The following is a 16,592-nucleotide window of genomic DNA, read 5'->3' as shown; positions in this document are numbered from 1 at the left end:
ACAGGTTCTACCGACCCAGGAGAAGGAGGTGATGCTCGTGAAGCGCGGATTTCGACTGACCGTCACATGGTCCCGTGGCTCGGTCTCCATCACGCTCGAGCCCAACTAGCTCTGGGTGCGGCCTCGTCGTTGCAGCGACGGGGCCGCACCCAGTGTCGGCGGCAACAATCGATCACCGCAACCGCCTTGCTGGTGCCCGGTGGCGACACTGGCTAGACGAGTCCACCTTGCCGCGATGCCCTCGTTGCGGTCCGGGACGAGGATTCGGACAAGTAGGTGAGACACGGTTCGTCTCACCTACTTGTCCAACCGCAGGTCGGGGCTTCGGACCTCGGACAACTCCGCTGAGTTCCTACACCTGCGCCTCCGAGACCTCGAGATCCCTGACCGCTTGGATGCGATGCCCGTTGGACTCGAAGCGCACGTGAGCCGGATTCGTGCACCGATCCGCCAGCGGGCTCGCCATTGACCAGCCTGGTCTGGTCAACCTAGCCTGCCGGTCATGACGACAGTCAACGTGCAGGAGGCCAAGACGCGGCTGTCCGAGCTCCTCGCGCGCGTCGAGCGTGGCGAGGAGGTCGTCGTGGCCCGCGCGGGCTCCCCCGTCGCACGGCTCGTCCCGATCGACACCTCGTGGCGTCGGCCCTTCGGAGGCCTCGAGTTCGAGGTGCCCGACTCGTTCTCGGAGCCGCTGCCGGACGACGAGCTCGCGGCATGGGAGTGAGCTACCTGCTGGACACGCACGTCGTCCTGTGGCTCTGGGGTTCGCCGGGCAGGCTCGCGGCCGACGTGCGGGACGCCCTCGGCGACCCCCGGAACCGCGTGCTCGTCTCGGCAGCGAGCGCGATGGAGGTCGCGACGAAGACGCGGCTCGGCAAGCTCGACATCGGCCACACGCTCGTGCCGGCCTGGGCGTCGTGGCTGCGCGAGATCAGCGCCGACGAGCTGCCGATCTCCACTGAGCACGCGCTGCTCGCCGGGTCCATGGGCTGGGACCATCGCGACCCGTTCGACCGCCTGCTGGTCGCGCAGGCGGTGATCGAAGGCGTCGCGCTCGTGACCGCCGACGCCGCGATGTCCCAGGTGCCCGGCCTCCGGGTCGTCGCCGCGCGCTGAGCGGAGACCGGCCTCGTCGGCGAGCGCTATGGGCGGAGCCCCGATTTCGCCTTGACCGTCCCGGAGCGCCGATTCGTACCGTGGGGCGATGACCGTGCATCTGGAGGCAGTGGCGTTCGACGTCGTCGAGCCCGGCGCGGTAGCAACCTTCTGGGCGCGGCTGCTGGGCCGGACCGTGGTCCCCGAGGCGACCGGCGCCCTGCTGCCGGGCGACGAGACGCAGGTCGGGCTGCGCTTCGTCGCGACGCCGGCAGACGAAATCAGGCGCAGCCACCTGCACCTGCACGTCACGAGCGAGAGCCTCGACGACCAGCGCCGCACCGTCGAGACGGCGCTGAGCCTCGGCGGCACCCACCTCGACGTCGGCCAGCTCCCCGACGAGCCGCACGTCGTCCTCGCCGACCCGGGCGGCAACGCGTTCTGCGTCATCGAGCCCGGCAACCGCTTCCTCGCCGGCTGCGGGCCGCTCGGCGAGGTGACGTGCGAGGGAACCCGCGAGGTCGGGCTGTTCTGGCGCGACGCACTCGGGTGGCCGCTCGTGTGGGACCAGGACGACGAGACCGCGGTGCAGTCGCCGGCGGGCGGCACGAAGGTCTCCTGGGGCGGCGAGCCCGCCACCCGCCGGCACGAGGGGAGCCGCCAGCGCCTCGACCTCGTCGCCACCGACCCCGACGCGGCGGCTGCGCGCCTCGTCGGGCTGGGCGCCGGCCGCGAGGGTGGGCGCGACGGTGTCGTCACGCTCACCGACCCTGACGGGAACGAGCTCCGGCTGGCTCGGCCGACGACGGAACCGCCTCGCTGACGGAGAGGCTCGACGGCGTCGTCGCCCGTCGACGCGCTCGGCGCCGAGGACGGGAGTGCGGCAGCATGCGTACCACCACGGTCGCCCGCAACGCAGGACGACCCGCCCTCTCGAGGAGGTCGGCATGGGATGCACGGCGATCGTCGTGGGTGCCGGGATCGCCGGCCTGGCGTCGGCGATCTCGCTCGCGCGCACGGGGTGGCAGGTCACGGTGCTCGAGAGGTCGGCGGACCTGGGCGAGGTCGGGGCCGGGCTTGCGATGTCCGGCAACGCGGTCGCCGCCTTCAGGGGGCTGGGATTCGACGACGACGACGTCGCGGCCCTCGGCTACCCCACCCGGGCGGGCGGCACCTGGGACCTGCACGGGCGGGCGATCCTCGAGCTGGCGGACACCCCAGCGATGCGCGAGGCCGTCGCCCTGATCGGTGTCCATCGTCGTCGCCTGCACTCGGCGCTGCTGCGCCGGGCGGCCGACTGCGGGGTCGAGGTGCAGACGGGAGCCACCGTCACGACCGTCGGGCCCGGGGACCCCGACGGCGCACCAGCCGTCGTCGACGACAGGCGGGCCGACCTGGTGGTCGGGGCGGACGGCATGAGCAGCGCGGTACGCCGGTCGCTGTTCCCCGCGAGCCGGCCCGTGTACAGCGGCTACTCCAGCTGGCGTGCGGTCACCCCCGGCACGTTCGGCGACGAGGCCCTGCGGCAGTACTGGGGCCCGCACGCCGAGTTCGGCATCCTGCGCGTCGCCGAGGACGAGACCTACTGGTACGGGTACGTCGCGATGCCTGAGCGACTGCCCGTGCACGACGAGCTCGCGGCCGCCCGCAGCCGATTCGCAGGATGGGCGCCCCCGGTGCTGGAGGTGCTCGGCGCGACGCCGCCCGGTGCGGTCATGCGCCACGACGTCCACCACCTGCCGGGCGGCCTGCCCCGCTACACCGCGGGCCGCGTCGTCATGGTCGGGGACGCGGCCCACGGCACCCTCCCGACGATGGGGCAGGGCGCCGCCACCGCTCTCGAGGACGGGCTGTGCGTCGGCCTCCTCGTGGGCTCGCCCGTCGCGGCCGGCGGGCGTCTGGCTCCCGCGCTCGACGAGTTCGACGCCGTTCGTCGGCCGAGGTGCCGCGCCCTCGCGCGGTCGGCGGTCGCGTCCGGACGGTTCGGGTCGCACCTCGGCGGAGGATGGCGGCAGGGCCTCCGCAACGGCCTCATGCGCCTGACCCCCGCGAGCGCGGTCCTTCGTGGCTCGCGGGCCGCGATGGGGTGGACCCCGCCGCCTCCGGCCGCACCGCACAGCTGAGTCGCGCGGCGCCGCTGCCGTCGACCCCTTGACAAGAATACTTGTCAAGGGGCACCGTCTATCGCATGCAGGACATCGCCGTCATCGAGGACCCCGACGCCGCCGCCGTCGCGCTGGACCCCGTCCGGGCCATGCTGCTCCGCGAGCTGAGCGTCCCCGCATCGGCGGCCGGGCTCGCCGCGCGCGTCGGGATCACGCGGCAGAAGGTCAACTACCACCTGCGGTCGCTCGAGGCGCACGGGCTGGTGGAGCTGGCCGAGGAGCGCCACCACGGCGGCATCACCGAGCGCGTGCTGCAGGCCTCGGCCGCAGCGTTCGTCGTCTCGCCCGCGGCGGTCACCGCATCCGCCGCCGATCCCGGAGCGAGCGCCGACCGCCGCTCGGCGGCCTACCTGGTCGCGCTGGCAGGACGAGTGGTGCGGGAGGTCGGCGTCCTCGCGCGGCGCGCGGCTCGCTCCGGCGAGCGGCTGCCCACGCTGACCGTCGACACCACCATCGGCTTCCGGTCGGCCGCCGACCGGTCCGCCTTCGCCGACGACCTCACCGCCGCGGTGCTCGACCTGGCCGCGCGCTACCACCACGACGACGGGCGGCCGCACCGGCTCGTCGTCGCCTCGCACCCCGTACCCGAGGAGGAGTCATGAGCACGACCACCGACGTCCCGTACCGCCTGGAGTTCAGCGTCGAGGTCCCCGGGACCCCGCAGCAGGTCTGGGAGGCGATCGCGACGGCCAAGGGCATGAGCGCGTGGTTCCTCCCCACCGACCTGGAGGAACGCGAGGGCGGCTCCCTCCACTTCGCGATGGGCCCCGAGACGGGCTCGGACGGACGCGTCACCGGCTGGGACCCGCCGCGTCGCCTCGAGTACGAGGAGGACTGGGCCGCCCTGATGGGCAAGGACCCCGACGAGCTGAGCCCGCTGACGTCGGAGTTCGTCGTCGAGGCGCGGTCCGGCGGCACGTGCGTCGTCCGGGTCACCAGCAGCGGGTTCGGCACCGGCGCGGCCTGGGAGCAGGAGTGGTGGGACACCCTGGCGCCCGGCTGGCTCCCGTCCTTCGACAACCTGCGCGTCTACCTGCGGGACTTCGCAGGGCAGGAGGCGACGCAGCTGGAGGTCAGTGCGTCCAGGCCGGGCGACGAGGCCTCGCTCTGGTCGACGCTGCGCGACGAGCTGGGGCTCACGAGCGAGGGCGCGACCGTCGAGGTGAACGGCACGACCGGGACCACCGAGCGGATCGGCGACCGGCACGCCGTCGTGAGGCTCGCCGCACCGGTGCCGGGCATCCTCAGCGTGGTCGCGTGGGCCGAGGAGGGTGGCACCGCGCTAGCCGTCGTCCGCGCCTACTTCTTCTCCGTGGACGCACCCGAGTACGTGCGTCGCGAGGAGCCCACCTGGCAGACGTGGCTCGAGTCCCTCCCCGTGCGCTCCTGACGTCGGGAGCCGCCCCGTGCGAGCCCAGCGTCACACCAGCTCGACGCGGTCCGCCTGGGGTCCCCGGTCGCTCTGGCGCACCGCGAAGCGGACGCGGTCGCCTTCCTCCAGCACCTCGTCGCCCCGGACCACGGAGACGTGCACGAACAGGTCGTCGCCACCGTCGTCGGGCGTGATGAAGCCGAACCCGCGGTCCGCGTCGTAGCGCGCGACGACGCCCAGGCCGCCGCGCGCGGCGCCAGCGGTGGGGCGGGCGCGGTCGGAGCGGCCGCGCGCGGCCGCAGGTGCGGACCGTCGAGGCGCGCCGCCGACGAGGGACACGTCCCGGGCCTGCGGGCCGCGCTCGCCGGGCGCGGACTCGAACGCGACGCGGTCGCCCTCGGACAGCTCGCGCAGCCCCCCGAGCAGGGACCGGACGTGCACGAACACGTCCTCGCCGCCGCCGTCGGGCGAGATGAAGCCGAACCCCTTGTCGGCATCGAAGAACGTCACGGTCCCGTCGGCGCCGTCGGGCGCCTCGACGCGGGCGGCCAGCGGCAGCAGGTGGTCGGCCTGCGGGCCCTTCTCGCCATCGACGACGAGGAACGCGACCCGCTGTCCGTCCCGGATCACCCCGCCGCCGACGATCGCGGAGCTGTGGACGAAGATCTGCGGCCGGCCGTCGTCGGGGATGACGAAGCCGTACCCCTTGGTCGACTCGTACCAGGCGACGGTCCCGAGCACGCCGAGCGGTGCGTCGGACGCGACGTCGCCGGTCACGCGCACGTTGCGCGCCTGCGGGCCGCGGTCGCCCTCGCCGACCTCGAACTCGACCTCCTGGCCCTCGCGGAGCACGCGGGGGCCGTCGTCGCCGACGACCTCCGACGCGTGCACGAACAGGTCGTCGGCACCCTCACCGAGGTCCAGGAACCCGAACCCCCGTTCGGCGTCGAACCAGCGGACAACTCCCTGCGGCACGGTGAACTCCTCGTCAGGCGACAGCTTGTCCTCCAGTGTCCCCCAGGCGCGCCGGGCGGGCGTGCGGTGCGGCGCGCGCCCTACTCGCCGGGACGGCAACAGTCGTCCCGGCAGGCCGCGGGGTCGACGAGGGCCGACGCGGGGGCGCAGCAGGCGTCGCCGCGCCAGGCCTCGATCGCCTCCCGGACCGCGAACGCGGCGATGACCAGCGCAGCCACCGGGTCGGCCCACCACCAGCCCATCGCGCTGTCGAGCACGAGACCGACCAGCAGGACCGCGGACAGGTAGGAGCAGATGAGGGTCTGGTGGGAGTCCGCGACCGCGGAGGCGGAGCCCAGCTCGCGTCCGGTCCGGCGCTCGAACCACGACAGCCCGGGCATGACGGCCAAGGAGACGGCCGCCAGCGCGATCCCGACCGTCGAGTGGTCCGGTTGGCGAGCGCCGAGCAGCGACCTGCCGGCGTCGGCGGCGACGAAGGCCGCAAGGCCGAAGAACGAGAGCGCGATCGTGCGCAACGCGGCGCGTTCGCGTGTCTCGGGGGCGGGCGCGGCGAACTGCCACGCGACCGCGACCGCGGAGAGCACCTCGACCACGGAGTCGAGCCCGAACGCCACGAGAGCCGTGGACGACGCCGCGGTGCCGGACGCCAGGGCGACGACCGCCTCGACGACGTTGTAGCTGATCGTCGCGCCGACGACCCACCGGATCCGGCGCTCCAGGACCCGGCGTCGCTCGGTGTCGAGCGGTCGCGGCCCGATGGACAGGGCGCTCATCGGCCGCACGCACAGTCGGGCCCGCAGCACTCCGGGTCGACGACGAGGACGAGCTGGAGCATGTCGTTGAGCGCCTGCGTGAGGTGGGGGTCCGCGAGGCGGTACCACGTCCGCCGCCCGTCCGGGATGGGTTCGACCAGGCCGCACCCGCGCAGGCACGCGAGCTGGTTGGACATCACCTGGCGCGAGACGCCGAGCGCGTCCGCGAGGTCGGACGGGTACGCGGGCGCCTCCCGCAGTGCGAGCAGGATCCGCGCGCGGGTGCCGTCCGACATCGCGTGCCCCAGCCGGACGAGAGCTGCCGTGTGCGTCAGGGTCGCGGTCTCCATGACGTCGGACAGTACATCGATTGCTGAATACAGGCCATGGTGTACTGCTGACGACCACTTGCAGATCTAGGGGTACCATCCCTAGTACCTCAAGGCATCGGAGCAGCACATGCACATCGACAAGGACCTGGTGGCGGCGTCGGCCACACCGCTGGTGCTCGGCATCCTCGCCGACGGCGACCTGCACGGCTACGCGATCCTCAAGAGGGTCGCCGAGCTCTCCGACGGCCAGATGCAGTGGACCGACGGCATGCTCTACCCCCTGCTCCACCGCCTCGAGCGCAACGGCTGGGTCAGCGCACGCTGGGACGCCGAGGCGGGCCGCAGGCGCAAGCACTACGCGCTGACCGCCGCCGGCCGGGACACCCTGGGGCAGCGCCAGGCCCAGTGGGACGTCGTCGCCGACGCGCTCCGTCAGGTGTGGAGCACGCTGCAGGGCCCCGACGCGGCGGGGGCGTGGGCATGAGCGACCTCGAGGACCAGATCGGCCAGTGGCGCGACTGGGTGCTGCGGCGCAGGGCCATCACGGCCGACGACGCCGCGGAGCTCGAGGACAACCTGCGTGGCCGGGTCGCCGACCTGCGGGCGGGAGGTCTCGACGACGACGAGGCGTTCCTCGTGGCCGTGCGGCGCATGGGCAACCTCGACGACGTCTCGCGCGAGTTCGCCCGCGAGCACTCGGAGCGACTGTGGAAGCAGCTCGTGCTCGTGCCGCAGGCGACCACGAACGACCGCCGCTGGCGCGACCTCGGTGTGCTCGTCGCGCTCGCCGTGTGCGCCGGCATCGCGGTCAAGGCGCTGCTCGCGCTGGGCGACGGGGCACGATTCGGTCTCGACGTCGGCTTCGCGGTCCTCCCGTTCCTCGCGGCGTACTTCGCGTGGTCGCGGCGGCCGTCCCGCCTGGTCGTCGCGACCCTCGTCGGCCTCACGGCAGCCGTCGCCCTGGCCGTGAACCTGTACCCCTTCGTCGACGTGCCCGACGCACCGGCGACGACACTCGTGCTGGCCGCCGCGCACCTGCCGGTGCTCCTGTGGCTGCTGCTCGGCGTCGCCTACGCCGGCGGGCGCTGGCGCGAGCACGAGCAACGGATGGACTTCGTGCGGTTCACGGGCGAGCTCGTCGTCTACTTCGCGCTGATCGCGCTGGGCGGCGGCGTGCTGCTGGCCCTGCTGTTCGCGACCTTCGGCGCGGTGGACATCGACGTCTCGACCTTCGTGCAGACCTGGCTCATGCCGTTCGCGGTACCCGGAGCGTTCTTCGTGGCGGCCTGGCTGGTCGAGGCGAAGAAGAGCGTGGTGGAGAACATGGCACCCGTCCTGACCAGGGTGTTCACCCCGCTGACGATCGTGCTGCTGGCCGCCACGTTCGTCGCGCTGCTCGCAGGCGCCCCGCTCGCCACCGTCGACCGCGACCTGCTGACCCTCATGGACGCCATGCTGCTGCTGGTGCTCGGGCTGCTGCTGTACTCGATCAGCGCGCGCGACCCCCTCGCCCCGGCACGGCTGTTCGACCGGCTCCAGCTGGTGCTCGTCGTGGTCGCCCTCGCCGTCAACGTGCTCGCGCTGACCGCGATGGTCACGAGGATCGCGGACGCCGGCTGGACGGCCAACAAGCTCGCCGCCTTCGGGCTCGACGTGGTGCTGTGCGTGCACCTCGTGGGCACCGGGTGGCTGCTGTGGCGGTTCCTGCGCGGGCGCGGCACGTTCGACGCCGTCGAACGCTGGCAGACCCGCTACCTGCCGGTCTACGCCGCCTGGGCCGCGGTCGTCGTGCTGGTGTTCCCGCCCGCCTTCTCCTGGGCCTGAGCCCGTCGGCCCGCGCCTCGGGCGCCGACCACCGTCTCGACCGCTCAGGACGAGCGCGCCGCACCCCACCCGTGCCAGTGGTCGATCTCCACGAGCACGCTGACCCGCGCCCGGTCACGCACCGGGTACGGCCGCCCGCCGTAGCGGTCCGAGAGCCGGTCGATGTCGACCAGGTCGACGTCGTCGCGGATCTCGACGACCCGCCCCTGCACGCTCACGTGCGTGTACCAGTCGCCCTCCGCGAGCGCGGTGAGCGAGACGTGCGGGTCCCTCCTCAGGTGCTCGAGCCGGGCTCGCTCTGCGTCGAGGTTGAGCAGCACCCGACCGTCGTCCTCGAGCAGGTACCACGTGGCCACCGTCACCGGGTGGCCGGCGGGGTGGATCGTCGCCATGACGGCCGGGTTGGGGCGCGCGAGCAGCGCGGCGACGTCGGGCGGGAGCGGTGGCCTGGGCATCGTGGTGTCCTCTCGTCGTGCCCGACGTGCGTGCACCGGCGAGAGCATGGCTCCGCCTGCGCGCTAGTCTCCCGCACGTGGGCCGGGCCAACTACCTCGTCGAAGGGCTGTCGGGCACGGGCAAGACGACCGTGGCCGACGAGCTGCAGCGACGCGGCTTCCACGCCGTGCACGGCGACCGCGAGCTGGCGTACGCGGGCGACGCGCGCACGGGCGAGCCGTTCGAGACGAGCGGCCGCGACGACCACGTGTGGGACGCCGCGAAGGTCCGAGCGCTCGTCGCGGACCACGACGAGGCGGTCACCTTCTTCTGCGGCGGGTCGCGGAACCTCTCGCAGTTCGTCGACGCGTTCGACGGCGTCTTCGTGCTCGAGGTCGACCTGGACACGCTGCACCGACGGCTCGACGCGCGGCCGGACGACGAGTGGCGCGACGGCGTCCCGACCGACCGTGCGCTCATCGCGCGGTGGCACTCGACGAAGGAGACCGTGCCGGTCGGCGTCGCGATCGACGCCACCGCGCCGGTCGCGCGCGTGGTCGACGAGATCCTGCGGGTCGCCGGGCTCGTCACGTAGGTAGCGGTCGTCGGGCCGGTGCGCGCTACCGTGCGCTCATGCTTCGTCGCCTCGCCTGGATCGCCGCGCTCGTCGTGACCGCGCTGGCGTCGACGTCCGCTGCGACCGCCGCCGCGCCGACGGCCGACGTCACGTACGTCGGCAAGGGCACCGCGAAGTCCTGCACGCCGGCCGCGCTGGCCAAGGCGGTCCAGCGCGGCGGCACCGTGAGGTTCCGGTGCGGGAGCAAGCCGGTGACGATCACGCTCGACCGCACGCTCGTCGTCTGCAACACCACCACCTGCAAGCACCCGTGGCAGGACCGCTCGGCGAAGGTGGTCGAGAAGCTGGTGCTCGACGGCGGCGGCAAGGTCACGCTCTCCGGCGCGGGCAAGCGGCCGATCCTGTACGCCAACGCGTGCGAGGAGCGGTTCGGCTGGCTCGACGCGCACTGCGACAGGCAGAAGACGCCGCACGTCGTCGTGAAGGACCTCGTCATGCAGAAGGGTGACGCCAGCAAGGCACCCACCTGGAAGGGCCACCGGCTCGACGACCTGCGGGGCGGCGGGGCGATCGCGATGCGGGGTGGCCGCCTGACCGTGCAGCACGTGACGTTCCGCGACAACCGGTGCGTCAAGCGCGACTCCGACGCGGGCGGCGGGGCGGTGCGCCTCGTCGGCCAGCGCGTGACCGCGCGCCTGCTCGACTCGACCTTCGTGCGCAACCGCTGCGCGAACGGTGGCGCGGTCTCCTCGCTGCAGGCACCGATGCTGCTGCGCGGGAGCACCCTGACCGACAACGTCGCGACGGGCAGCGGAGCCTCGTCGGGCAAGGGCGGCAACGGCGGCGCGGTGTACTTCGACGGGACCAAGCAGTCCGTGACGGTCGACCGCACGACGATCCAGCGCAACCGCTCCCCCGAGGGCGGCCCGGGCGTCTTCTACGTGAGCAACGACCGGACCGGCACGCTGAAGATCACGCACTCGACGATCACGAAGAACACCGGCGCGAGCTTCTGGACCGGCAAGGCGCACAGCATCTTCTTCCTTGGCAAGGCGTTCGTCCGCTCCGGCTCGACGATCACCTGACCCGACGCCATGCACCTGCGCCGGGCGACGACGGACGACCTCGACCTGCTCCACGACATGCTTCTCGAGGCGTTCAACTGGGACGGCACCGCGCGCTTCACGCGTGACGAGGTGGTCTCCGACAGCCACACCGCGCGGTACCTCGGCGGGTGGATGCGGCCCGGGGACCTCGGGTTGGTGGCCTTGGACGACGACGGGCACGACGACCCGCACGACTCCCCCGCCGTCGGAGCCGTCTGGGCACGCGCGCTGCCGGCGAGCGAGCCCGGGTACGGGTACGTGGCGGACGACGTCCCGGAGCTCGGGCTCGGCGTCGCGGCGACCCACCGCGGACGCGGGATCGGCTGCGCGCTGCTCGTCGGCTGCATCGACCTCGCACGCGAGCTCGGGTGGCGCGCGCTGAGCCTGAGCGTGGAGGACGGCAACACCGGCGCGCGCAGGCTGTACGAGCGGCACGGGTTCGTCGTCGTCGGTCGCAACGGAGACTCCGACACGATGCTCCGCGAGGTCTGACCGAGCCCGGGCCAGAACCGTCACACCAAGGAGTCCGCCTCCGCGAGGCGCCCGTCGACGATCCGTACGGTCGCGTCGACCGATCCGAGCGTCGACGCGTCGTGCGAGATCAGCAGGGTCGCTGCGCCGAGCTCGTGCGCAAGGCTCGTCAGCAGCTCGACGACGAGCGTGCCGCGATCGTGGTCCAGCGCGGACGTCGGTTCGTCCACGAGCAGCACGTCCGGCCGGCCGACGAGCGCGCGCGCGATCGCGATCCGCTGGCGCTGACCGCCGGACAGGTGCGCCGGCCGGCGATGGGCCTGTTCCGCGAGACCGACGGCGTCGAGCAGCTGCATGGCCTCGTCACGGACGCTCGCCGGACGTCGGCCACCCAGGTGGGCGTGCAGCTCGATCTGCTCGAGCGCCGTGAGCGAGGCGATGAGCTGGGGAGCCTGGAAGACGATGCCGACCCGCTCGAGGCGCACACGTGTCGCGTCGGCCCGGCTCGTGCTCGACGTCAGCACGACCTGCTCCCCGAACGCGACGTTCCCGGAGGTCGGGCGGGTGAGCCCCGCCGCGACGGCGAGCAGGCTCGACTTCCCGGCGCCCGAAGGGCCGAGCAGGGCGGTCGTCGTGCCGGCCGGCACGTGGAGGGTGACACCGTCCACCGCGGTGAGCACCGCGTCGCCGTCGGGGTAGACGAGGGTGAGGTCGTTCAGGTGCAGGTCCATCGGTGCGCCTCTCATCTGGCGGCGAGCGCCGCATGCGGGTCGGTACGGGTGATGCGGGCGATGGCCGCGGCGGCTCCGACGAGCCCGACGACGACGAGCAGGGCCGCGGGCGCGACGGTGGTCGCGGGTGACACGAGGACGGGCATCACGTCCGCGAGCGCAGAGCCGGCCGCGGCCGCCAGCGCCGTGCCCACGGCCACCGCGCCGACGAGGACGAGCGCCGCCTGGCCCAGCGCGTCGCGCAGCAGGTAGCGGGTCGAGGCGCCGAGGGCCTTGAGCACGGCCACGTCGCCCTGCCGGCCGATGGTCCACACGGTGAAGAACGCACCGACGATGAGCGCGGAGATCGCGACGAGGAACGCCTGCATCGTGGTGAGCGACAGGTTCTCGGCGGTGAACGACGAGACCGCGCTGCGGGCGTCGGCGATCGGCACGGTCGTCGTGCCGACGCGCGCATCGGCCGCGGGGAGCATGGCGGACCCGTCGGTGTCGAGCGCGACGACCGTCGCGACCGGGCCGCCGTCGCCATCCCGTGCACCGAACGTCTGCCAGTCGTCGAGCCACACCCAGACGACCGGCGTGTGCGCCAGCTGCTGGTCGTCGTCCACGACGCGTGAGACCGTCAGCGCCACGCCGTCGATCGCGAGGCCGTCGCCGCCCGCGACCCCGAGAGCCATGGCTCCCCGCTGCGTGAGCACGACGTGGCCCGAGGTCGGAGCACCGCCCGGGGCGAGCATCGAGCCGGCCCGCACGCCGAGCGCCGTGACGGCGACGGTCGTGCCGTGCGCCGAGGCGCGCGTCGTCACGACCCCGAGCGGCTCGGCGTGACGCACGCCCGACACCCATGACCACTGCTCCCACTGGTCGCGGGTCACGCGCGACGACGTCAGGTCCGGCTTGTCGTCGTGCGCAGCCATGCCGAAGGCGAGGTGGTCGGCGGGCAGGTCGGTCAGCGCGGACACCGAGGCTCGCGCGAGCCCAGCGGTCAGCGCGGACAGGAACGTGACGAGCGCGGCGACGAGGACGACGACGGCGCTGATCAGGGCGAAGCGGCCACGGGCGTACCGCAGCTCGCGGAGCGCGACGAACACGAGTTCTCCCAGGGTGTGCGACGGTGTTGCACTCAGGCTCGTCCAGGCACCGCCCCTCGCGGCTCGTGAGGTCGGCCCTGCCTTCGCCGACGGACGGACGAGGCCGGACTCGTCCTTTCGGCCGATGCGCGGCGTTCGGCGGCGGCTAGCGTGGCGGGCGTGGGACGACTGGTCGACGCGACGCGCGCCCTGCTGCGAGGGCTGGATGCCCTGCTCGTCGCGCTCGTGCTCGTCGCCGTCCTGCGCGCACCGAACGGGTCGCGGTGGGCGGCGGCGGCAGCCGGAGGTGCGCTGGTCGCCGTGCACGTCTGGGGCCGACGCCGCGTGCGGGTCCACGACGTGTCCGTCGACGTCCCCCGCGGGAAGCGCCCCGAGGCGATCGCCTGGATGCTTGTCGACCTGGCGCTCTGGTGCGTCCTGCTCGTCACGTCCCCGGCCGGCCTGTGGCTCGCGTTCCCGCTCGTCCTGCTCCAGATGCACGTCCTCGGACCTCGGCTCGGCATCGTCGCGGTGGCGCTCACCACCGCGGGCGCCGTGGTGAGCGGATCGTCGTGGCGAGCGCCCGGCGACCCCGCACTCGGCTACGTCCTGGGGCCAGTGGTCGGCGCCGCCGTCGCGGTCGGTGTGGTGCTCGCCCTCGAGGCGCTCGTCCGCGAGTCGCAGGCGCGCCAACGTGCGCTCGACGAGCTCACCGCGGCGCGCGAGCACCTGGCCGAGGCCGAGCGTGACCGAGCCGTCGCCGCCGAACGCGAGCGGCTGGCCCGCGAGGTGCACGACACGCTCGCGCAGGGGTTCTCGGCGGTCGAGCTCCTGCTGCGCTCCGCCCGGGCGGCGCTCGGCAGCGACGACGAGCGCGCGGGCGCCCTCGTCGACCGAGCGCGTGCTACTGCTCTCGACAACCTCGCGGAAGCGCGGCGCTTCGTGCGCGCCCTCGCACCGGCGGACCTGGCCGTTGCCGCCCTACCGGACGCCCTGCGGCGCGTCGCCGACCGCGTAGACGGGCAGGGGCTGCATGTCGTCGCGCGCGTCGAGGGCACGGCGCGGCCGCTCGCGGCGCCAGTCGAGACCACGCTCCTGCGCATCGCGCAGTCGGCGCTGGCCAACGTGCGTCAGCACGCCGACGCCCGTCGTGCGGACGTCACGCTGACCTACCTCGACGACCGCGTGCTGCTGGACGTCGTCGACGACGGTCGCGGCTTCGACCCGGCCGGACCTGCGTCCGGCGGCGGCTTCGGGCTCGCGGCGATACGGTCGCGCGTGCGCGAGCTGGGCGGCACCCTGTCCCTCGAGACCGCGACCGGACTGGGGACGGCCGTCGCGGTAGCGCTGCCCGTGCCACGGCCCGACGACGAGGAGGGCACGTGATCGACGTCGCGCTGGCCGACGACCACCCCGTGGTCCGCGCCGGCCTGCGGTCGGTCCTCGAGAGCCACGAGGACATCCGTGTGGTCGCCGAGGCGTCCACGGCCGAGGACATGCTCGCGTGGACAGGAGCCCATCGGGCCGACGTGGTCCTCCTCGACCTGCGCTTCGGGCCCGGCCGCATGAGCGGCGCCCAGGCCACACGGCTGCTCGCCGAACGCGGCGGACCCGCGGTGCTCGTCGTGACGACGTACGGCTCGGACGCGGACATCCTGGCGGCCGTAGAGGCGGGCGCGACCGGCTACCTCCTCAAGGACGCACCGACCGACGAGCTCGTGCGCGCGGTCAGGGCCGCAGCGGCCGGGCAGGTGACGCTCGGCCCCGCCGTCCAGGAACGGCTGCTCGGGCGGGTCCGCACCCCGCAGCTCGCGCTGACCTCGCGCGAGCTCGACGTGCTGCGGCTGGTGGCGGCCGGTCGGTCGAACGACGAGATCGCGCGCGAGCTGTTCGTCTCTCGCGCGACCGTGAAGACGCACCTGGCGCACCTGTACGACAAGCTCGGTGTCACCTCGCGCACCCGGGCGGTGGCGGTGGCACGCGACCGTGGGGTGCTGCCCGTCTGAGCGACCGGCGCATCGTGGTCTTGCCCGGCCGGACGGTCCATGGCAGGGGCCCGGACCGCCCGGCCGACGGAGATGCCTCAGTACTTCGTGTACTTCACCCAGTCGTACGTCGCCGTGCGCTGGCCGGAGTAGCTGAAAGGCCCGAGCCAGCCGTCCACGCCGGTTCCGGGCCACAGGTTCATCATGATCCGCTGCGGATGCGTGGGCAGTGCCCCGCGCGAGCCGTTCTCCTGGTGGACGAGGTTGCCGTCCACGAACCAGTTGATGGTGCCCCCGTTCCACCACTCGATCGCGTAGTTGTGATACCCGGCAGCGGCGTCGAAGCCCAGGTCGATCAGGGTCTCGTGGCCGCCCACACCGTTGGTGAAGTAGTTGAGCTGCACCTGACGGGTGTTCTTGCCGAGGATCTCGACGTCGATCTCGTCCCAGGGCTGGCCGTCGCTCGGGCCGGTGTACGTGAAGAACGAGCTCACCGTGCCGGAGCCGCCGGACGCGGCCTTCATCCGGACCTCGTAGCGGCCGTAGGAGTAGAGGTCGGTCGACCGGTACTCGCCGGACGCGTACGGCTTGCCGGAGCAGCCGCCGGGGCAGCTCGTGGTGTCGAGGTTGATGCCCATGACACCGCCGCTGTGCCACACGTGGTCCGCGCGCCAGCCGGCGTTGAACATCCCGCCGTTGCTGTACCCGTCAGGCTTGTACCAGCGGGCGGTGTCGAAGCCGTCGAGGTTGTCGGTGAAGCTGCCGCCGATCGCGGCCTCGGCGGGCGGTGCGAGCACGGGGCCGGCGGCGATGCCAGCCACGAGCGCGGCGGCCAGTCCCCAGCGGCGCAGGTGCGCGTGGCGGTGGTGATGCGTCGTCGTTGATCGCATGTGTGTACCTCCATCGGTACGGATGGTGCGAAGGGCCTGCAGGCAGGCCGAGGAGAGCCGGCGCCGACGTCGACGACCGGTCGAGGGGATCACCCGGGTCGCACCGCGAGGCGTCGTCGAGTCGCGGTGCACGGAGCGGGTCCAGGTTTTGGAAGCGCTTCCAATTCCATGTTTGCCGATGCTGACGCGCTCGTCAACCGGTGTGGTCGATCGCCGCGATCGGGTGCTCGTCGAGACGGGCGGCCCCAACGCGCGCGGCACGGTCCACGAGCTACCTGCCGTTCACCTGACCGCCGTCACCACATCCCGGGCCCTTGCCGTCGATGGCCATGGCGGTCGCGTCCCGGCCGACCCTGCGCGTGCCGTCCTCGTCGTACTCGATGCGTGTCGCCTCGAAGCTCGCGTCGTCGCTCAGCGTGCGCATCGGCACGACGATCTCCCAAAGCTGTCCGGGGCGGATGACCGCCTCGTCCGGCGTGACCCTGCGCGACCAGGCGTCCGCTGCCGACTTGTCACCCCGTGCCGGCGGCGGGACGTCGCCGCTGACGGTGTACCACAGCCCACCCTCAGGAACGAGGAACGCCGGGTCGACCTGCACGTCATGGGGCGCGACCAGCTCGACCTTGCGGATCTTGATCGGCGCCGTGCCCGTATTGGTCACCCACATCGCGCCCAGGGCCTGCGTGGTGCGCACCCCGGGATCCGGGCAGTTCCACTCCTCGGCGCCCGAGCCGATGCTGAGCGAACCGGACGGCAGCTCGTCGGATCCGCTGCACGCTGCGGATCCGACGACGATGCCGGCGAGGAGCACG

21 protein-coding genes are annotated in these 16,592 nt (G+C 73.1%); 13 read left to right on the top strand and 8 right to left on the bottom strand.

What is annotated here, in order from left to right; translation table 11 throughout:
- The first annotated feature begins 502 nt into the window (after window positions 1-502).
- From AW16_RS0104020 to AW16_RS17510, 6 genes are all read left to right on the top strand, one after another.
- Entirely contained in the window at window positions 503-724 is a 222-nt protein-coding gene (locus AW16_RS0104020; RefSeq protein WP_029288422.1) for a type II toxin-antitoxin system Phd/YefM family antitoxin, read from the top strand.
- Complete coding sequence (locus tag AW16_RS0104015) at window positions 715-1,116, top strand: type II toxin-antitoxin system VapC family toxin (RefSeq protein ID WP_029288420.1); 402 nt, start codon at window positions 715-717, stop codon at window positions 1,114-1,116. Before AW16_RS0104020 ends, AW16_RS0104015 begins: the two co-directional genes overlap by 10 nt.
- Before the next feature lie 88 nt (window positions 1,117-1,204).
- The gene (locus tag AW16_RS0104010; RefSeq protein ID WP_029288419.1) at window positions 1,205-1,918 is read left to right on the top strand and encodes a VOC family protein; all 714 of its coding nucleotides are present in this window, start codon (window positions 1,205-1,207) and stop codon (window positions 1,916-1,918) included.
- A gap of 124 nt (window positions 1,919-2,042) precedes the next feature.
- Window positions 2,043-3,218 (top strand): NAD(P)/FAD-dependent oxidoreductase, encoded by a 1,176-nt coding sequence (locus AW16_RS0104005; protein WP_029288417.1) that lies wholly within the window; start codon window positions 2,043-2,045, stop codon window positions 3,216-3,218.
- Between the two features lie 65 nt (window positions 3,219-3,283).
- Complete coding sequence (locus AW16_RS0104000; protein WP_029288416.1) at window positions 3,284-3,862, top strand: helix-turn-helix domain-containing protein; 579 nt, start codon at window positions 3,284-3,286, stop codon at window positions 3,860-3,862.
- Window positions 3,859-4,650 carry an SRPBCC domain-containing protein gene (locus AW16_RS17510; protein WP_029288414.1) on the top strand — a complete coding sequence of 264 codons (792 nt, stop codon included), beginning with the start codon at window positions 3,859-3,861 and terminating at the stop codon, window positions 4,648-4,650. The genes AW16_RS0104000 and AW16_RS17510 overlap by 4 nt, the downstream gene beginning before the upstream one ends.
- 30 nt (window positions 4,651-4,680) lie before the next feature.
- On the opposite strand, the gene AW16_RS0103990 is transcribed toward AW16_RS17510, so the two are convergent.
- From AW16_RS0103990 to AW16_RS0103980, 3 genes are all read right to left on the bottom strand, one after another.
- Window positions 4,681-5,607 (bottom strand): cold-shock protein, encoded by a 927-nt coding sequence (locus AW16_RS0103990; RefSeq protein WP_029288413.1) that lies wholly within the window; start codon window positions 5,605-5,607, stop codon window positions 4,681-4,683.
- Window positions 5,608-5,687: 80 nt separating this feature from the next.
- Window positions 5,688-6,380, bottom strand: coding sequence for a cation diffusion facilitator family transporter (locus tag AW16_RS0103985; RefSeq protein WP_029288411.1), 693 nt, complete (start codon window positions 6,378-6,380; stop codon window positions 5,688-5,690).
- Window positions 6,377-6,709 (bottom strand): helix-turn-helix transcriptional regulator, encoded by a 333-nt coding sequence (locus AW16_RS0103980; RefSeq protein WP_029288409.1) that lies wholly within the window; start codon window positions 6,707-6,709, stop codon window positions 6,377-6,379. The genes AW16_RS0103985 and AW16_RS0103980 overlap by 4 nt, the downstream gene beginning before the upstream one ends.
- A 109-nt stretch (window positions 6,710-6,818) precedes the next feature.
- Between AW16_RS0103980 and AW16_RS0103975 the strand changes: the two genes are divergently transcribed.
- Together AW16_RS0103975 and AW16_RS0103970 are read left to right on the top strand one after the other, a co-directional pair.
- Window positions 6,819-7,175 (top strand): PadR family transcriptional regulator, encoded by a 357-nt coding sequence (locus AW16_RS0103975; protein ID WP_029288408.1) that lies wholly within the window; start codon window positions 6,819-6,821, stop codon window positions 7,173-7,175.
- On the top strand, window positions 7,172-8,515 hold the full coding sequence (locus AW16_RS0103970; protein ID WP_029288406.1) for a permease prefix domain 1-containing protein: 1,344 nt from the start codon (window positions 7,172-7,174) through the stop codon (window positions 8,513-8,515). The genes AW16_RS0103975 and AW16_RS0103970 overlap by 4 nt, the downstream gene beginning before the upstream one ends.
- A gap of 44 nt (window positions 8,516-8,559) precedes the next feature.
- Here the strand turns inward: AW16_RS0103970 and AW16_RS0103965 are convergent, their stop codons facing one another.
- Entirely contained in the window at window positions 8,560-8,970 is a 411-nt protein-coding gene (locus AW16_RS0103965; protein WP_029288404.1) for a TIGR03618 family F420-dependent PPOX class oxidoreductase, read from the bottom strand.
- A gap of 77 nt (window positions 8,971-9,047) precedes the next feature.
- Here AW16_RS0103965 and AW16_RS0103960 point away from each other — a divergent pair, with 77 nt between their 5' ends.
- The 3 genes from AW16_RS0103960 to AW16_RS0103950 are packed head-to-tail and all read left to right on the top strand — an operon-like array spanning window position 9,048 to window position 11,125.
- Entirely contained in the window at window positions 9,048-9,545 is a 498-nt protein-coding gene (locus AW16_RS0103960; RefSeq protein WP_029288402.1) for an AAA family ATPase, read from the top strand.
- 38 nt (window positions 9,546-9,583) lie between these two features.
- Window positions 9,584-10,612, top strand: a complete 1,029-nt coding sequence (locus AW16_RS0103955) for a right-handed parallel beta-helix repeat-containing protein (protein WP_051681654.1) — start codon at window positions 9,584-9,586, stop codon at window positions 10,610-10,612.
- 9 nt (window positions 10,613-10,621) lie between these two features.
- On the top strand, window positions 10,622-11,125 hold the full coding sequence (locus AW16_RS0103950) for a GNAT family N-acetyltransferase (RefSeq protein WP_029288399.1): 504 nt from the start codon (window positions 10,622-10,624) through the stop codon (window positions 11,123-11,125).
- 20 nt (window positions 11,126-11,145) lie between these two features.
- Here AW16_RS0103950 and AW16_RS0103945 read toward each other — a convergent pair whose 3' ends face one another.
- Both AW16_RS0103945 and AW16_RS0103940 read right to left on the bottom strand, forming a co-directional pair.
- Window positions 11,146-11,835, bottom strand: coding sequence for an ABC transporter ATP-binding protein (locus AW16_RS0103945; RefSeq protein ID WP_029288450.1), 690 nt, complete (start codon window positions 11,833-11,835; stop codon window positions 11,146-11,148).
- Window positions 11,836-11,846: 11 nt separating this feature from the next.
- Entirely contained in the window at window positions 11,847-12,926 is a 1,080-nt protein-coding gene (locus AW16_RS0103940; RefSeq protein WP_029288395.1) for an FtsX-like permease family protein, read from the bottom strand.
- Between the two features lie 159 nt (window positions 12,927-13,085).
- On the opposite strand from AW16_RS0103940, the gene AW16_RS0103935 reads away from it, so the two are divergent.
- Together AW16_RS0103935 and AW16_RS0103930 are read left to right on the top strand one after the other, a co-directional pair.
- The gene (locus AW16_RS0103935; protein ID WP_029288393.1) at window positions 13,086-14,291 is read left to right on the top strand and encodes a sensor histidine kinase; all 1,206 of its coding nucleotides are present in this window, start codon (window positions 13,086-13,088) and stop codon (window positions 14,289-14,291) included.
- Window positions 14,288-14,911 carry a response regulator transcription factor gene (locus tag AW16_RS0103930; protein ID WP_029288391.1) on the top strand — a complete coding sequence of 208 codons (624 nt, stop codon included), beginning with the start codon at window positions 14,288-14,290 and terminating at the stop codon, window positions 14,909-14,911. The genes AW16_RS0103935 and AW16_RS0103930 overlap by 4 nt, the downstream gene beginning before the upstream one ends.
- 77 nt (window positions 14,912-14,988) lie before the next feature.
- Here the strand turns inward: AW16_RS0103930 and AW16_RS0103925 are convergent, their stop codons facing one another.
- Entirely contained in the window at window positions 14,989-15,780 is a 792-nt protein-coding gene (locus AW16_RS0103925) for a glycoside hydrolase family 16 protein (protein ID WP_029288390.1), read from the bottom strand.
- A gap of 271 nt (window positions 15,781-16,051) precedes the next feature.
- Window positions 16,052-16,591, bottom strand: coding sequence for a hypothetical protein (locus AW16_RS0103920; RefSeq protein ID WP_156044044.1), 540 nt, complete (start codon window positions 16,589-16,591; stop codon window positions 16,052-16,054).
- Window position 16,592 lies beyond the last annotated feature (1 nt).

Origin of the sequence: Cellulomonas sp. HZM, from assembly GCF_000708885.1 — a bacterium.
In the GTDB taxonomy this organism is placed as follows: Bacteria; Actinomycetota; Actinomycetes; order Actinomycetales; family Cellulomonadaceae; genus Cellulomonas.
Note: the sequence above shows the minus strand (reverse complement) of the source record. Positions and strands in the feature narration are given on the sequence as shown.

Excerpts from the sequence above, each read along its gene's own strand:
- AW16_RS0104020 (WP_029288422.1), top strand. The coding sequence starts at position 503 with ATGACGACAGTCAACGTGCAGGAGGCCAAGACGCGGCTGTCCGAGCTC.
- AW16_RS0104015 (WP_029288420.1), top strand. The coding sequence starts at position 715 with ATGGGAGTGAGCTACCTGCTGGACACGCACGTCGTCCTGTGGCTCTGG.
- AW16_RS0104010 (WP_029288419.1), top strand. The coding sequence starts at position 1,205 with ATGACCGTGCATCTGGAGGCAGTGGCGTTCGACGTCGTCGAGCCCGGC.
- AW16_RS0104005 (WP_029288417.1), top strand. The coding sequence starts at position 2,043 with ATGGGATGCACGGCGATCGTCGTGGGTGCCGGGATCGCCGGCCTGGCG.
- AW16_RS0104000 (WP_029288416.1), top strand. The coding sequence starts at position 3,284 with ATGCAGGACATCGCCGTCATCGAGGACCCCGACGCCGCCGCCGTCGCG.
- AW16_RS17510 (WP_029288414.1), top strand. The coding sequence starts at position 3,859 with ATGAGCACGACCACCGACGTCCCGTACCGCCTGGAGTTCAGCGTCGAG.
- AW16_RS0103985 (WP_029288411.1), bottom strand. The coding sequence starts at position 6,380 with ATGAGCGCCCTGTCCATCGGGCCGCGACCGCTCGACACCGAGCGACGC.
- AW16_RS0103980 (WP_029288409.1), bottom strand. The coding sequence starts at position 6,709 with ATGGAGACCGCGACCCTGACGCACACGGCAGCTCTCGTCCGGCTGGGG.
- AW16_RS0103975 (WP_029288408.1), top strand. The coding sequence starts at position 6,819 with ATGCACATCGACAAGGACCTGGTGGCGGCGTCGGCCACACCGCTGGTG.
- AW16_RS0103970 (WP_029288406.1), top strand. The coding sequence starts at position 7,172 with ATGAGCGACCTCGAGGACCAGATCGGCCAGTGGCGCGACTGGGTGCTG.
- AW16_RS0103965 (WP_029288404.1), bottom strand. The coding sequence starts at position 8,970 with ATGCCCAGGCCACCGCTCCCGCCCGACGTCGCCGCGCTGCTCGCGCGC.
- AW16_RS0103955 (WP_051681654.1), top strand. The coding sequence starts at position 9,584 with ATGCTTCGTCGCCTCGCCTGGATCGCCGCGCTCGTCGTGACCGCGCTG.
- AW16_RS0103950 (WP_029288399.1), top strand. The coding sequence starts at position 10,622 with ATGCACCTGCGCCGGGCGACGACGGACGACCTCGACCTGCTCCACGAC.
- AW16_RS0103945 (WP_029288450.1), bottom strand. The coding sequence starts at position 11,835 with ATGGACCTGCACCTGAACGACCTCACCCTCGTCTACCCCGACGGCGAC.
- AW16_RS0103925 (WP_029288390.1), bottom strand. The coding sequence starts at position 15,780 with ATGCGATCAACGACGACGCATCACCACCGCCACGCGCACCTGCGCCGC.